Here is a 15,459-nt window from a genome sequence, read left to right on the forward strand (position 1 = left end):
CTTACCGCCAATGCAGTGCTTCCGGTTTTCGCATCATCAATTACAACATTTGTTAACGTAACATTTCCTGTATTGGTCACATCAAATGTATAGGTGATTTGATCTCCAACTGATCCAGTTCCTCCTATTGATGCCGTTTTTACAACGGCAATCGCTGGGCTTTGCGTAAGATTAGTTACCGTATCGTCATCATTGTTTGTTGCAGTTCCCGAAGTGTCGCTTACTGTCGATGCATTTGGAGCTGTTCCTGTTGCAGTCGCCGAGTTGGTTACGCTTCCTGCATTCAGGTCAGCCTGCGTAATTGTGTAAGTTGCTGTAATAGTTCCTGATGCTCCAGGCGCGATTGTTGAAGGGCTTACCGCCAATGCAGTGCTTCCGGTTTTCGCATCATCAATTACAACATTTGTTAACGTAACATTTCCTGTATTGGTTACATCAAAAGTATAGGTGATCTGATCGCCAACCGCTCCCGTTCCGCCTACTGAAGCTGTTTTTACAACTGCAATCGCTGGACTTTGGGTAAGATTCGTTACCGTATCATCATCATTAGCCAATGCAGTTCCCGAAGTGTCGCTTACCGTTGCTGCATTCGGAGCTGTCCCTGTTCCAGTCGCTGAGTTGGTTACGCTTCCTGCATTTAAGTCAGCTTGGGTAATAGTGTAAGTAGCCGTTATGCTTCCTGATGCGCCAGGTGCAATTGTTGACGGATTTACTGCCAATGCTGTGCTTCCTGTTTTCGCATCATCAATTACGACATTGCTTAAAGTGACGTTTCCTGTATTGGTCACATCAAAAGTATAGGTGATCTGATCGCCAACCGCTCCCGTTCCTCCTACTGCTGCCGTTTTCACAACTGCAATCGCTGGGCTTTGCGTAAGATTGGTTACCGTGTCATCATCATTCGTAACTGCTGTTCCAGAAGTATCGCTTACCGTTGCTGCATTTGGAGCTGTTCCTGTTGCAGTAGCCGAATTGGTTACGCTTCCTGCATTTAAGTCAGTTTGGGTTATCGTGTAAGTTGCCGTAATAGTTCCAGTTCCTCCTGGCGCAATAGTTGACGGGCTTACCGCCAAAGCTGCGCTTGCTGTCTTCGCATCGTCGATTACAACATTGCTTAGAGTTACGTTTCCTGTATTGGTCACATCAAATGTATAGGTAATCTGATCGCCAACCGCTCCCGTTCCGCCTACTGATGCTGTTTTTACAACGGCAATAGCTGGGCTTTGGGTAAGAGTTGTCTCTGTTGGCGTGTCATTATTTTGAGCTGTTCCCGAAGTATCAGTTACCGTAGTAGTATCAGGAGCTGTTCCTGTTGCTGTTGCTGTATTGCTCACGCTTCCTGTATTTAAGTCAGCTTGGGTAATAGTGTACGTAGCCGTTATGCTTCCTGATGCGCCAGGTACAATAGTTGACGGGCTTACCGCCAATGCCGTGCTTCCTGTTTTAGCATCGTCGATTACAACATTGCTTAACGTAACATTTCCTGTATTGGTCACATCAAATGTATAGGTAATCTGATCGCCAACCGCTCCCGTTCCTCCAACTGATGCTGTTTTTACAACTGCGATTGAAGGGCTCTGTGTAAGATTTGTTACCGTGTCGTCATCATTAGTCAATGCCGTTCCAGAAGTGTCGCTTACTGTCGATGCATTTGGAGCTGTTCCTGTGGCAGTCGCTGAGTTGGTTACGCTTCCAGCATTCAGGTCCGCTTGGGTAATCGTGTATGTAGCTGTGATAGTTCCAGTTCCTCCGGGCGCGATTGTTGACGGGCTTACCGCCAATGCCGTGCTTCCTGTTTTAGCATCGTCAATTACAACATTGCTTAAAGTGACATTTCCTGTATTGGTCACATCAAATGTGTACGTGATCTGATCGCCAACCGATCCCGTTCCGCCTACTGCTGCTGTTTTAACAACTGCAATCGCTGGACTTTGGGTAAGATTGGTTACCGTGTCATCATCATTATTTGTTGCTGTTCCAGAAGTGTCGCTTACTGTCGATGCATTTGGAGCTGTTCCTGTCGCAGTTGCCGAGTTGGTTACGCTTCCTGCATCAAGATCTCCTTGAGTAATGGTATAAGTTGCTGTAACACTTTCTGACACACCTGGTGCAAGAGACGACGAATTAAGTGTAAGTCCCGTATTACCAATCATTGGATCCTCAATAATAATATCGGTCAAACTTACATTTCCTGTGTTTGTTACGCTGAAAGTATAGGTAATTTCATCTCCTACCGCTCCTGTTCCTCCTATAGATGCTGTTTTTACAAGCGCAATAGCCGGACTTTGAGTAAGTGAGGTTTCTGTCGGAGTGTTATTATTTTGAGCTGTACCCGAAGTATCATTCACTGTCGATGCATTCGGAGCTGTTCCAGTAGCTGTCGCTGAATTGGTTACACTTCCCGCATCAATATCTGCTTGAGTAATCGTATAAACTGCTGTAATGCTTCCTGACGCTCCAGGTGCAATAGTTGATGGGCTCACCGCCAATGCTACGCTTCCTGTCTTAGCATCGTCAATTACAACATTGCTTAAATTTACATTTCCTGTATTGGTAACATTAAATGTATACGTGATCTGGTCGCCAACCGCTCCCGTTCCGCCTACTGATGCTGTTTTCACAACTGCAATGGCTGGACTTTGCGTAAGAGTTGTCTCTGTTAGTGTGTCATTATTTTGGGCTGTTCCCGAAATATCAGTTACGGTAGTAGTATCAGGAGCTGTTCCTGTTGCTGTTGCTGTATTGCTCACGCTTCCCGCATTTAAATCAGCTTGGGTAATAGTATAAGTAGCCGTAATATTTCCTGATGCTCCCGGTGCAATCGTTGACGGATTTACTGCCAATGCCGTGCTTCCTGTTTTGGCATCGTCGATTACGACATTGCTTAAAGGTACATTTCCAGTATTGGTTACTGTAAAAGTATATGTAATTTGGTCACCTGCTGACACAGCTGTTCCTACCGAAGCAGTCTTAACAAGAGCTAGACTTGCATCTTGCGGCACTCTTAAAAGAACCTCATCTACTGTTTCAGAACATCCTATACTGCTGCCTGTATGAGAAGCAACAACTCTGTAAATATATTGATCGTTTGTAAGCTGTACATTATTTACATTCAAAGTAGCATTTGTCTCTGCTGGCAGACTGTTAAACAATGTTCCGCCATCTGTACTTACATACCATTGATACGTTAACTCTGCTGTCGCATCTGCTTTAGTAACAGGAGTCGTATAAAAATTGGTAACTTTTTCAGCTGTTATTCCAGATGAAAATGTAATATTATCTCCTATAGTAGCTGTTTGGTCTGCCATTGGAGTCGCTACAGTCATCGTTACAGCAGCAAAAACAGGAGGTAAAACACCTGAATAGGTAGCTGCAGGATTAGATACTCTTCCATTCGCAAAAGTTGCTACTGGATCTGGACCTATTCCAAACTGACCTCCGTCTCCTCCATCTGCATTAGAATCTTCATAAAATTCATTAGAATCTGGACATCCGTCGTTATCGCTATCTAAATCATAAGCGTCGATAATTCCGTCGCCATCCGTATCGAAAACATCGGCAATTCCGTCGCCATTGGAGTCTGTGTAATCTGTTAAAGAACCATCACCTGGGCCCGGCCCTCTGTTAACATCTTGGAAATTTAGAATTCCATCTCCATCTTCATCGCCATACATGTCGTATCCATGCGATTCATCCACATTCAAAATACCATCATTATCGGCATCTTCGTCGATTAAATCATTTTTTCCATCGCCATCTGTATCATAAACTGGCGGCACTATAGAAGCGATATTGTTCAAATAATTACATTCAACAATTCCCGTTGAAGGAAAATCAGTTGTTAAGTTAAATGGTGTCGGAATCGATCCGCTATCGTTTACAATGGCATACAATCTATAACTTTGAACTGTCGGAATTGTAATTGTCATCGTTTGAGTAGTTCCAGATGCTATTGCAGTGCTAGTATAACCAGTTCCCACTACAGCCGCAGGTCCAGTTGTTGGGTTTCCATTATACACCGTAATTGGAGTCCCTGCAGGCAAGCTTAAATTTCCTAGAACACTTATGTTAAGCGTCAACTGACCTGTAGTCAAATCAAAATTCTGCAAGCTGTTTAGCTGTACATCTGCCGCTGCAACAGTTCCTGGCTCTAACAAAAAGTTATTTGGATTAAACTGTACGTTATATTGATTTAAAACTTTATACGCAGTAGAACCAGCAGGCATAAAATTATTCATTTTAGTTTCCTGCTTTGGCACCGTTAAATCATCATTGATATTGATCACATGATAGCCGCGTTGGTTCCAAATTTTTCTTGCAGGCTGCCATATGGTTCCTCCGTCTGATTTAAAAATATTTATCTGTCCTTTACTATTTCCTGCACGAGCAGCTCCTGTAAAAGCAACCATTTCAGCCTGGCCATCATTATCTACATCAGCAATTACTGGATGCTCCATCCAAGTTTCTGTACCCGAATTGAATACCGCTAAATTAACTGGAGTTGTAGTGTTTCCATTAATAATTCTAATTTGGGTTTCATCGTTATATACTAATTCCTGAATTCCATCTCCATTAAAGTCAAATGACGAAATGCCGGTTTCACCAGAACTGTCTGTTGTAGCAAGATCCCACACTAAATTTCCTGGAATTTGTAAATTAAAAGCTTTAATCGAATTAACATATCCTACAAGAATTTCAGGATAATCGACAGCCATTCCGTTATTTGTAATATCATTATAGACATACGAAATAGTCGGTATACTTCTTCTTACAGCAGGAGATGAAGGAACATTTAATAAAAAAGCATTTCCAACTGGATCCCAAACGTAAAGACGGGTTCCTATGGAAAAGGCGACATCTAAATCTCCATCCAAATCAAGATCTGCAACTGCTGTAGGTCCATCTGCAGCTAAAGGTATCGAGCTATTAATAGCATTTAAACTTTTTAGAACAAATGGTCCTGTCGTCATATTAACTCCGTAAACAATTCCTCCCGCTACAATTTCTTTACCTGGATTATTTGGCAAAATGTCTACTACAACTGGGTCTGCTCCCCAACTTACTCCGTCACGACCAAATGGATAGTTGATATGCATGACAGGCAACCTTTTCAAAGTATGGTTTACTAAATCCAATACAAAAACTTGATTCCCTATAATAATTTCAGGAACTCCATCTTCATTGATATCGGCAATCCTTGGAGACCCTTGTACAATATTCGTTGGCAAATCAGATTTAAACTCGTATGTTGTAGTAGTACCTCCAGTATGGCTAAAAACATAAACAAAACCAGTATATTCTACACAAACCACTTCCGCAGTTCCATCACCATCAAGATCTGCAATAGCAGGCTGTACAACAGATCCATAAACAGGTGCTTGTACTTGTAATTGAAAATTAATTCCAGCATCTTGAAGAACACCTCCAACTACACGGTAAGTTGTATAACCAAGATTACTATTTCCAAGAGGCGCAATAATTTCTGGAATTCCGTCGCCATCAAGGTCACCAATTGAAGGAGACACTGAGGTATCTAATGTATTCGCTGGTCCTTGCAGCGCCAGCTTGATCTGGAAATTTGGTGCCGGTGCCGGAGCAAAACAAGTCGGTGCCGGGCCAGCATTACAATCAGGGTCATATTGGTCTACATAACCATCGCCGTCATCGTCAATTCCATTATTACAAATTTCCTGAGCTAGTAGATTTCCTGAAACCAGGAAGAACAAGACAGTAAACAATAAGTAAAGTTTCTTCACGTTTTTTGGGTATAAATTAATATTGAGAAAAAGAGACAGATTTGCCATAAAATAGCGCATTCTCGCTCCACGAAAAATCTGTCAAAAATACCCTGATAAATATCCCAACTAAACCCAATTGCTGTACACTATCGTGAAAGTGAACAGCATAAAAATATTTATAAAAAACTCATTATCAGAACAAATAAGATCAATTTATTGCTTTTCAAAAAATCTAAAAATATATCCGCAATAAGTACCTCATGATGTAGTAACAATGAGGTGAAATACGCATTAAAGCAAAAAAGTCCTGCTAAAAAACAGGACTTTTTGGAAGAGATTGGAGAGATATTTACGCTTTCATCTTGTTATTTTTTTCGGCTGCGTATTGCATAAAAACAGATGGGGAAATTCCCATTTCGGCTTTAAAAATTGCGGTAAATTTACTGTGAGAAGAGAAGCCGCATTCTTCTGCCAAATAGCTAATTTTATAACTTAGATATACTGGATCACTTTCCATTTTTCTTATGATATAATAAATTCTGAGCGTGTTGATGTAATTATTAAAATCTTTCCCTTTGTGCTTATTAATTACATAAGAAAGATATTTGCTATTGATTTCAAACTTCGCTGACAAACTCGAAAGACTGATGCTTCTATTGATATAACCATCTTTTTCCTCAAATTTCTTCAGCTTTTTCAGTATTAATTGTTCCGTTTCTTCGGTCATTAACACCTTTTTTTCAACTTCTTCTGCAACCGTTTTTTCTTCTTTGTACTCTGGTTTAAAAGAACTGTTTTCTATTTTGCTGATAATTTCTTCAAACTTTCTGATATCCGATTTTCTTCTTCTAATAATAAGCACTAATCCTGTAATGAGAAGAATTGCAACAACAACACTTGAAGCTATAATTATGCCCTGCATTTGAGATAATTTTGCTTCTTTTTCCTGTAATCTGTTTACAATGCTATTTACTCCCTCTTTATGAGAATCCATTAATCTAAGCTGCGTTTTTTCATAAAGTTTGCTAAAACGTGCGTAGTTTTTCACATCTTGTTTGCTGTCATAATAAACGGCCAGATTATAATACACTTCTTCTTTTAATTCTAGAAAATCAGACTGCTCTGCTACTAAAAGCGCTTTATTATAATAAAGTGACGCATTTTTTAAGTCGTTGAGCGCAAAATATATTTCTCCTATATCGCTATATACAAAACCGCTCAAAATAGTACCTTCTTTTGCTATATCATTCTTAAAAAGTAAGGATAAAGAAGAATTATAATAGTAAAGGGATTTTGAATAATCCTTCAGTCCCAAGTAAGCCTGACCAAACATGTATTCGTTTGTGGCATAATGAAAAAACTTTACCTTAGAGTTTCTTGTTTTATCAAGATAGATTTTGGTAATTTTCAAATACGAAATGGCTTGATTAAAATCTTCATCTTCAATTGCATATTTGGCAATCTGCTGATTAGTAATGGCCTGCAACTGATTTGAAATTTTCGGGTTATCAATTTTAGGAATAATTTTCAATACCTTTTTTAAAGACAAAACACTTTGCTCTTTTAAGCCGAGTGTACGATATTGTGCTGATAAAAAACCTGCTATTCTAACTTGCCATTCATACAATTTATTGATCTCTGCGATATTTTCGGCCGTAACGGCATGGTCAATCGATTTTTCAAGATCTCCTGTATTCTTTTGTAAATCGGCTATCAGCATAAGTGATTTCACTTTATGAATCGGTTCTACGGAATGCTCATAGAGTGAGTCTGCAGTCTGTAATGCTTTTTTAATGTCTTTGCTTGCTAAGTCAACAGCGGTGTAATACATTACACTGTTAAAAGATGATTTTTTTTGTGCAAATCCTGTTGTAGTGGTAAAAATGATGCATAGTAGTAAACTATAGCTTTTTAGTGCCTTTTTTATACGGGCACAGGTGGTAATTCTGGTATTCATTTGGGAGGAGTTGTTACTTGCGGATAAAATTGTAAGGACATTTTGCTTCCTTACTTCATTGGGGCTTAAATTTATTTAGAAGATTAAAAGTCAACAAAATAGGAATTATAGATTCGTCGCAATTAAGAATCTTGTCTTCAAACTTTTGACTCAAAAGTGATTTTCACAAAGGTAAGGTTCCTAAAAGGAAATTTTGTTAAAGTGTAAGAAAGAAACAAAAAAAATAGCTAACAGGCATATTTATAACTTTTTGTGTGTTTTCTTATTTTTATCTAAAGTAAAAAGGCCTCCAATAAATTGAAGGCCAATTAAAAAAAACACAAACTTGAAAAAAATTTTATCTTTTTCTCAAAACTCTTTCTGGATAATCTGTAATGATTCCATCAACTTGAAGCTGTATCATATTGTCGATATCTGCCTCATCATTGACTGTCCAAGGTATTACTTTCATCTTCAGCAGTCGAATAGAATCAATTGCTGTTTGGTTTAATAATTTGTAATTCGGACTGTAAATTTCTGGTCTGAAATCAAGCAACAAGAGATTTTTGGACAAACTGCCTTTTCCAACTAGATAAGCGATTTTTGTCTTTGGAAATCTTTTATGCATGACATTTAATATTTCAGGATCAAAAGACTGAATATTGATCTTTTGTTCAATTCCTTTTTCTTGAATGATTTTCATGACCATTTCTGTAAAAACTTCTGGCTCTGGTTGACTTTTGCCATATTCCGATTTTTCAGATTTGATTTCGATATTATATCGCACTGGTTTTAGCTTGTTTTCGGAAATGTATTCCTCAACAGCATCAATAACTTCAGACAGCAATGGCTTGTATGTTTTTTGCTTTTGCTGCTGCGGAAAATTTGAATTTCCTCTTGAACCGCTGTCAAATTTTCTAATGCTGTCATACGTCATTTCATAAAGGTTAAAGCTCTTTTCTTTTTCTTTCGAAATTGGTTTTCCTTGTGAATCCAGCATATATTGCGAAGACATAAAAGGTTCGTGCGAAACGACTACTTTTTGGTCTTCAGAAATCACAACATCCAATTCTATAACATCGACACCTTTTTTTACAGCGCTTATAAAAGCCGAAATAGAATTCTCTGGAAAATTGCCGCGATCGCCGCGATGCCCCTGCACTTCAATTACTTTTTTTGAAGGAACTGCTTTTTGATTTCCGCAAGAATATGCCGCTAAAACCGCTACCAAAACACAGCTGATCTCTTTGATTTTAAACATCCTTAATCGATTATTTTACTTTATCAATTCTGTAAGTCGTATTGGCAGTATGCGTTTTGCCAAACATATCGGTTGCTTTAATTTCAATAGCATGTTCGCCAATAGCAAGATCAGAAGGAATGTTTCCTCTCCAAACGTGCGTGCTTTTTTCAGGATCTGAAGAACGTTTTCCTGGCATTAGCACTTCAGACAATTCCCATTCGTAAACCAATTCTACGTATGAAGGATCTTGAACCTCAACATATTCCATTTCTTTCCATTCGCCTTGATCCACTCGGTAAAGCACTTTGTCTTTTTTGCTTCCCATAAAGAAATTGGCAAATACACCCGATTTGGTGCGTTTTGCTTTTGCAACCACTTTTGGAGCAAAAACTTTCATCTGATAATTCTCCGGTTTTCCTGCTACTTTGTAATCTACGGTATATTTATTTCCGTTAAAATGAATAAAAGCATATCCTTTTGGCGTTCCGTCTCTCATAACCGAAATTGGAATTCCTTTCTCATCCAGTTTTCCTGAATACCAGTCACCAGAAGTGGTTCCGATATTGTAATGATGATGCGGAGTTTCTTGTAACCATCCTTCTTTTTTACCTAAGAAATCTTGTCTCTGCATGTGTGTATGCGCCGAAAGCGAAAGCGTATTTGGGAAATCTTTCAATAACTCAAATAATTTCTGACGGTCTTCATCTCTAAAAGCATCATCTTTAGGGTCTGGTTCGCTTATCGGAATGTGGAAAGCCAATACGATTAAATTGTCTTTCGGAACTAATTTCAAATCATTTGCTATAAACTGCATTTGCTCATCTGTAAAACCGCCCCAATAGCCTTCGTGATCTCTTGGGTCAGGATATAAAACATCGTCTAGAACAATAAAATGCACTTTTCCGTAATTGAAAGCATAATTCGCAGGACCAAAATGAGCCTCGTAAGTTTCATCGGCTAAATTATCGGCTTTAGCATCAAAATTTAAATCGTGGTTTCCTAAAAGATTGTACCACGGAATTCCAACTTTTTTTACGGCCTGAATATACGGATTGAATAAACTAAGGTCATTTCCAACCAAATCTCCCATACTTAATCCGAATGGAATATTTTTGATTCCTTCTACTTCAGCCACAATTCCTCTGGCAAAAAAATCAACTTCTTCTAGATTGTACGGTTGTGGATCACCAAAAATAAGTGCTGTAAAATCGTTGGTTTCTTTTTGAGGAGTCAATCCAAAATCTACAGATTCTGGAAGTTTTCCTGTTGGTGCAACGCCTTCAAATTTACCTTTTGGAGAACCCGCTGGTTTATAATTGTAGAAAAACTGAGGTATATTATCTTTATTGACCTGAATTTTATACCCCGAAGGTTTAATTACGGCAATAATAGCATCATTGGCTAACGGCAGTTCGTAGTTTCCTTTTTTATCAGTCAAAACCACTTCACGCCCGTTAGTAACAGCAACATTGGCAATTCCTTTTTCTTTTTTTTCTTTTTTACCGTTTTGATTTACATCTTCAAAAACGATTCCTTTTACAGCTGTTTGTGCTGTCAGAACACCACAAAATAACATTGCACTATATATAAATGTCTTTTTCATTTTAAAATTTATTTGTCCCACCAAACTTTAGTATTGATATTGTCGCCTCCTACCATTTCAACAGCTTCCAAATAGTTTTCGTTATTTTTTATCTGCTGATTATCTGGATACGTAAATCTTGATGGCATAATTCCATCATTTAGCATCGCTGTAGTTTTTGGCAGTACAGGAAATCCTGTTCGGCGGTATTCAAACCATTGCTGGTAATCTGTAAAATACAATGCATAATATTTTTGCAGCATGATTCTTTCTAATGTTCCATTGTACTGTGCTTCTGGTTTATTAAAATAAGTTGCTGGAACAACCGCTTTTACATGTTCGATTGCCGATTTAACCCCTTTTTCGTAATGTCCTTGTGCGTCTGCAATAAGTCCGCGTTGCGCCAATTCTGCTTTAATAAATTCAACCTCAGCATACGTCAGAATAAAAATCTGCATTGGGTTTTGAGCCTGAACATTCAAAAGTGTTGAGGCATTGTATTTAAACTGCGAATCTGAACCTGCATAACCGCTGTCAATTCCTTTAAATCCAATTGGAGCATTGGTTACCAAAGCTGTCGCCCCTGTTGCAATTATGGCTCTTCTTGGGTCTTCAAGCGTATTTAAATTATCTAGAAAAAAAGAAGCCATTTTGATACTCAGGTTAAAATCTTGCGGTCTTCCCCAAGGAGAAACATTTGGAGAAACTCCCGTCACTTTCAGAATTGCACCTTCAGCTGTATTGGTAAAAACCGGGTAAATTTCTGGATGATCTGCCATATAAGCCAGTTTTGTAAAAGCCCCTGTTTCTGTTCGGTTGGAAACTCTTAACAGCAATCTCATTTTAAGAGAGTTGGTAAATTTTTTCCATTTCAGAACATTGTTTTGAAACAAAATATCTTCACTATAAATCATCGCTTTACCAGTATCGTAAAGCGTATTGGCTTTTTCTAAATCGGCTAAAATGGTTTCATAAATAAACTCCTGCGTATCGTACTTCGGATATAGTATGGCGTCTTCTCCGCGTACTGCTTCGGTCATTGGCACTGGACCAAAAAGATCGGTAAGATTGGCGTAAACCAATGCATTTAACGTTAAAGCAATCGCTTCGTAATTGCCGTCTCCTGCTTTTACAGAAGCCATACGCATTTCTCTGATATTCGAAAGCCATTTGTAATAATTGTTCCAAGCCGAGTTTCCGATATTATTGCTTACATCATAACGGTGAAGTCCGCCTGTGATACTTGGATAAGGAAGCGAAACCTGCATTAAATTGAAGGTAACATCTACACTCTGCGTGGCATTCTGCGAAGCAATTCCGTAAATAATTGGGTTTAATAAAGTTCCCGGACTTATTTCGGTAATCAGATTCGGATTCTCATTAAGTTCTTCAAAACCATTTGAACAAGAAATTGTCAGTCCTGTAAGAAGTAGAATTATTGCTGTGATTTTTATCTTTTTCATTGTCTAATTATAAAGTCAAACTTAAATTGAAACCATAAGTAGCAGGCGAAGGCATCTGCCCCATTTCTATACCTGGCAAAATAGTATCTCCGTTTAGCGCTGCTGTTTCAGGATCGTAAATTGGAAAATCGGAAACGGTTGCTAAATCTCTTCCGAAAATGGAAAACTGAAGCGATTGCAATCCTGTATTTTTCAGCCATCTTTTTGGCAGATTATATTGAAGACTGATTTCGCGAAGCTTTCCAAAAGAAGCATCAAAAGAGTTTGACTCAATATTGGCTCTTCTGTAATAACGAACATACCAGTCTGCTGTTGCTACTTTTTTGGTATTTGGAGAGTACGATCCATCAGTATTTTGAACTACTCCATCTCCAATGATAAAGCCGTCTGCTCTACCCATTTCGTTAGAATTTAATTTCCCTTGTTCAGAAAGTTTGTGGTGTGTCTGCGAATAAATAATACCGCCGTACTGACCATCAATTGTTACATTCATGGTAAAATTTCCAATAGAAAAACCGTTAGTCAAACCGCCTTTCCATTTTGGACTTGCATCGCCGATATATTGAATCGCTTCAGGATATGCAGGAAGCCCTGCATTGTCGTATACAATCTGTCCATCAGGAGATCTCACAAATCCGAAACCATAAATAGCACTTGTAGTTCCGCCAACTTTTGCAATGATTGAGGCTGTTCCTCCCGTACCAATAATCTGCTGTCCGTCAATCCCTTCTGGCAGTTCCATTACTTTGTTCCAGTTTCTTGACCAGTTCATCGTTGCATTCCATTTGAAATTCTCGCCATCAATAATTTTTCCGCCAAGCGTAAGTTCGATTCCGCGGTTTCTCACTTTACCTCCGTTTAAAACTGCTCCGCTGTAACCTGTAGAAAAATCCATCGGAATATCGATAATCTGGTTTTTAGTCACACTTTCGTAAACTGTACCATCAAACGTAAGTCTGTTTTTCAGCATTCTAATTTCAAAACCAGTCTCAAAACTTGTCGTAATTTCTGGTTTAAAATGATCATTATATAAAACTGTTAAAGTCTGAGCCGAACTTGGAAAAGCACTTTGCCCATAATATTTCTGTGTTTTATAAGGTTCTGTATCGTTTCCTACCTGAGCAAAAGAAAGTCTGTATTTTAAGAAATCAATCGCTTTTGGAAGACTGAACATTTCTGAAAGAACCGCACTTGTATTAATCGACGGATAAAAGAAAGAATTGTTTTCTACTGGAAGCGTACTAGTCCAGTCATTTCTTCCTGTGATATCTACAAAAAGCATATCTCGGTACGACATAGAAACCAAACCGTACAAACTATTCATTTTTTTATTGGCATCGCCTAAAGTTAAAATCGGTGCGCTTGAACCATTTGAAAGTTTGTAAACGCCAGGAACTACTAAACCAGTTACTTCAGCCTCTGTTCTTCTGTATTTATAGCTCATCGCGTTTCCTCCTGCTGAAGCCGAAAGCGAGAATTTGTCTCCAAAATCTTTTTTGTATGAAAGCAAAAAGTCAGAGTTGATTTCTTGTTTAAAAACGTCTTGTCTTTCGTAAAATCCTTTCGCATATCTGTTGATGCTGTACGGTCTTTTCTGTTCTCTAGTCTGATTGTAAGTGTTCATAGAAGAACGCAACATTAATTCCAGATTTGGAGACAACGTAATATTGGCAAACAAATTCCCTACAATTTGATCGCTGTCTAATGTATTAGTCGCTTCATAAGCAATCAAATACGGATTATCTATGAAAGAACTGAACGGATGCAGCTGCGCAATCTGCTCTTTGCCTTTCTCCCAAATTGGACGGTACCAATCTAAATCAATGTTTGGCTGTTGGAAAATCATGAAATACGCGATAGAACCATTGTTATAACCTGTAGAAGGAAGATTATCACTGTTTCTCGTATTATAATTTACCGTTGTTCCCAATTTAATTTTATCAGAAACCTGATAATTAGCATTTACAGCAGCGGTAACTCTGTCAAAACCAGTATTTGGCATAATCCATTCGTTCTTCTGATTTCCAAGAGAAAGACGCATCGAGCCTTTGTTGTCGCCTCCTTGAATAGAAATATTATTGTTTAAAGTAACACCTGTTCTCCAAAAATCTTTACGGTTGTCTCTGTAAGATTGCCAAGGCGTTCTTTCTGGAGATTGTCCTTGCACAGCAGGATCATACTGGTAGAAATTCTGTCCTGTAAAAGCTGGTCCCCAAGCACTGCTCGTTCCGCTTGTCGAAGTTCCGTCTTCAGAATTTCCGTAAGAGTAATATTGATTTCCCGCAGCATCTGGCGAATTTCCAGTCCCTTGCCCGTATTTATATTGATAATCTGGCCATCTTTGGATGACGTCGAAAGTGGCTCCTGTATTGAAAGAAATTCCTAAACCTTTGTTTTTCTTTCCCGATTTTGTGGTAATAATTAAAGCACCGTTTGCCGCACGGCTACCATATAGCGCAGTTGCACCTGCACCTTTAAGCACTGTTACCGCATCAATATCATCCAGATTAAGGTCTGAAATACCGTTTCCGTAATCAATTGGAGAATCTTCTCCCATATACGCGCTTGTTGAACCAGAAGTAGTCATTTCTGCGTTTACAGGAACTCCGTCTACCACAATCAGTGCATAATTTCCTTTCGGACTCAACGATCTATTTCCTCTAAGGGTAATTTGTTGTGAATTTAAAGGTCCTGAACCTGTAGAAGTAATGCTTAATCCAGCCACTTTTCCTTTTAATCCAGACGACCAGTTATTTGGTCTTCCTTGCGATAAACTTTCAGATTTTATGGTCTGCTGCGAAAATCCTAATCGTTTTTCTTCTCTTTTAATTCCTAAAGCCGTTACGACAACTTCGTTCAATTCGCTTGTACTCAATTTCATTGTTACCGTAATGGGGTTTGCACTAGCAGCAACTTCCTGAGAAATATAACCTACGTACGAAATAACCAAAACAGCAGAAGAGCTTACAGCAAAACTGAAATTCCCTTCCATATCGGTCATGGTGCTGGTTCTGGTTCCTTTTTCTAGAACGGTAACACCAGGCATTGGCATACCGCTTTCGTCCAAAACTTTTCCGCGAACATTCATTTGAGCGCGAAGATTTTTGGTAACGGTAATCGTATTGTTGAGTTTTCTGAATGACAATCCCGTTTTAGCCGAGATTTTTGTCAATACTCCGTCTAGACTTTCTTTTTCTGCATAGATCGAAATGCGCTGTGATGTTGCTGATATTTTTTCATCAAAAACAAAAGTAAAAGTCGTTTTCTGTTCTACTGCCTTAAAAAAATCGGTGATAGTTGCATCTTTTAGATTCAGGCTTATTTGTACGTCCTTCGCAGATTGTCCTAAGGCAAATCCGTTAAAGGAAAAAATTAATAAAATCATTAAGTAAAGATTTTTCATCTTTATATACTTATTGAAAAAAAATTGTAGTTTCGTGTTCATTACTGTTAGGCTATAAATTTTATTTTTAGTCTTTAAAATGCCCGTTTCCGTT

6 protein-coding genes are annotated in these 15,459 nt (G+C 38.5%); all 6 read right to left on the minus strand.

Annotation, left to right across the window (positions count from 1 at the left end; genetic code table 11):
• A partial coding sequence (locus Q9Q97_RS22030) for a DUF1573 domain-containing protein (protein WP_306161091.1) occupies positions 1 to 5,756 on the minus strand: 5,756 nt, incomplete at its 3' end.
• Positions 5,757 to 6,087: 331 nt separating this feature from the next.
• Positions 6,088 to 7,695 (minus strand): helix-turn-helix domain-containing protein, encoded by a 1,608-nt coding sequence (locus Q9Q97_RS22035; protein ID WP_306161093.1) that lies wholly within the window; start codon positions 7,693 to 7,695, stop codon positions 6,088 to 6,090.
• A gap of 337 nt (positions 7,696 to 8,032) precedes the next feature.
• Positions 8,033 to 8,935 (minus strand): glycerophosphodiester phosphodiesterase family protein, encoded by a 903-nt coding sequence (locus Q9Q97_RS22040; RefSeq protein WP_306161095.1) that lies wholly within the window; start codon positions 8,933 to 8,935, stop codon positions 8,033 to 8,035.
• A gap of 10 nt (positions 8,936 to 8,945) precedes the next feature.
• Positions 8,946 to 10,520, minus strand: coding sequence for a calcineurin-like phosphoesterase C-terminal domain-containing protein (locus tag Q9Q97_RS22045; protein ID WP_306161098.1), 1,575 nt, complete (start codon positions 10,518 to 10,520; stop codon positions 8,946 to 8,948).
• A gap of 8 nt (positions 10,521 to 10,528) precedes the next feature.
• Positions 10,529 to 11,962: a SusD/RagB family nutrient-binding outer membrane lipoprotein gene (locus Q9Q97_RS22050; RefSeq protein WP_306161100.1), complete on the minus strand. Its 1,434-nt coding sequence runs from the start codon at positions 11,960 to 11,962 to the stop codon at positions 10,529 to 10,531.
• 7 nt (positions 11,963 to 11,969) lie between these two features.
• Positions 11,970 to 15,347 (minus strand): SusC/RagA family TonB-linked outer membrane protein, encoded by a 3,378-nt coding sequence (locus Q9Q97_RS22055; RefSeq protein WP_306161102.1) that lies wholly within the window; start codon positions 15,345 to 15,347, stop codon positions 11,970 to 11,972.
• Positions 15,348 to 15,459 lie beyond the last annotated feature (112 nt).

The sequence above is a fragment of the Flavobacterium sp. DG2-3 genome (assembly GCF_030730925.1).
In the GTDB taxonomy this organism is placed as follows: domain Bacteria; phylum Bacteroidota; class Bacteroidia; order Flavobacteriales; family Flavobacteriaceae; genus Flavobacterium.

What these genes read in the sequence shown, in the direction of transcription:
- Q9Q97_RS22035 (WP_306161093.1), bottom strand. Translation starts at nt 7,695, where the DNA reads ATGAATACCAGAATTACCACCTGTGCCCGTATAAAAAAGGCACTAAAA.
- Q9Q97_RS22040 (WP_306161095.1), bottom strand. Translation starts at nt 8,935, where the DNA reads ATGTTTAAAATCAAAGAGATCAGCTGTGTTTTGGTAGCGGTTTTAGCG.
- Q9Q97_RS22045 (WP_306161098.1), bottom strand. Translation starts at nt 10,520, where the DNA reads ATGAAAAAGACATTTATATATAGTGCAATGTTATTTTGTGGTGTTCTG.
- Q9Q97_RS22050 (WP_306161100.1), bottom strand. Translation starts at nt 11,962, where the DNA reads ATGAAAAAGATAAAAATCACAGCAATAATTCTACTTCTTACAGGACTG.
- Q9Q97_RS22055 (WP_306161102.1), bottom strand. Translation starts at nt 15,347, where the DNA reads ATGATTTTATTAATTTTTTCCTTTAACGGATTTGCCTTAGGACAATCT.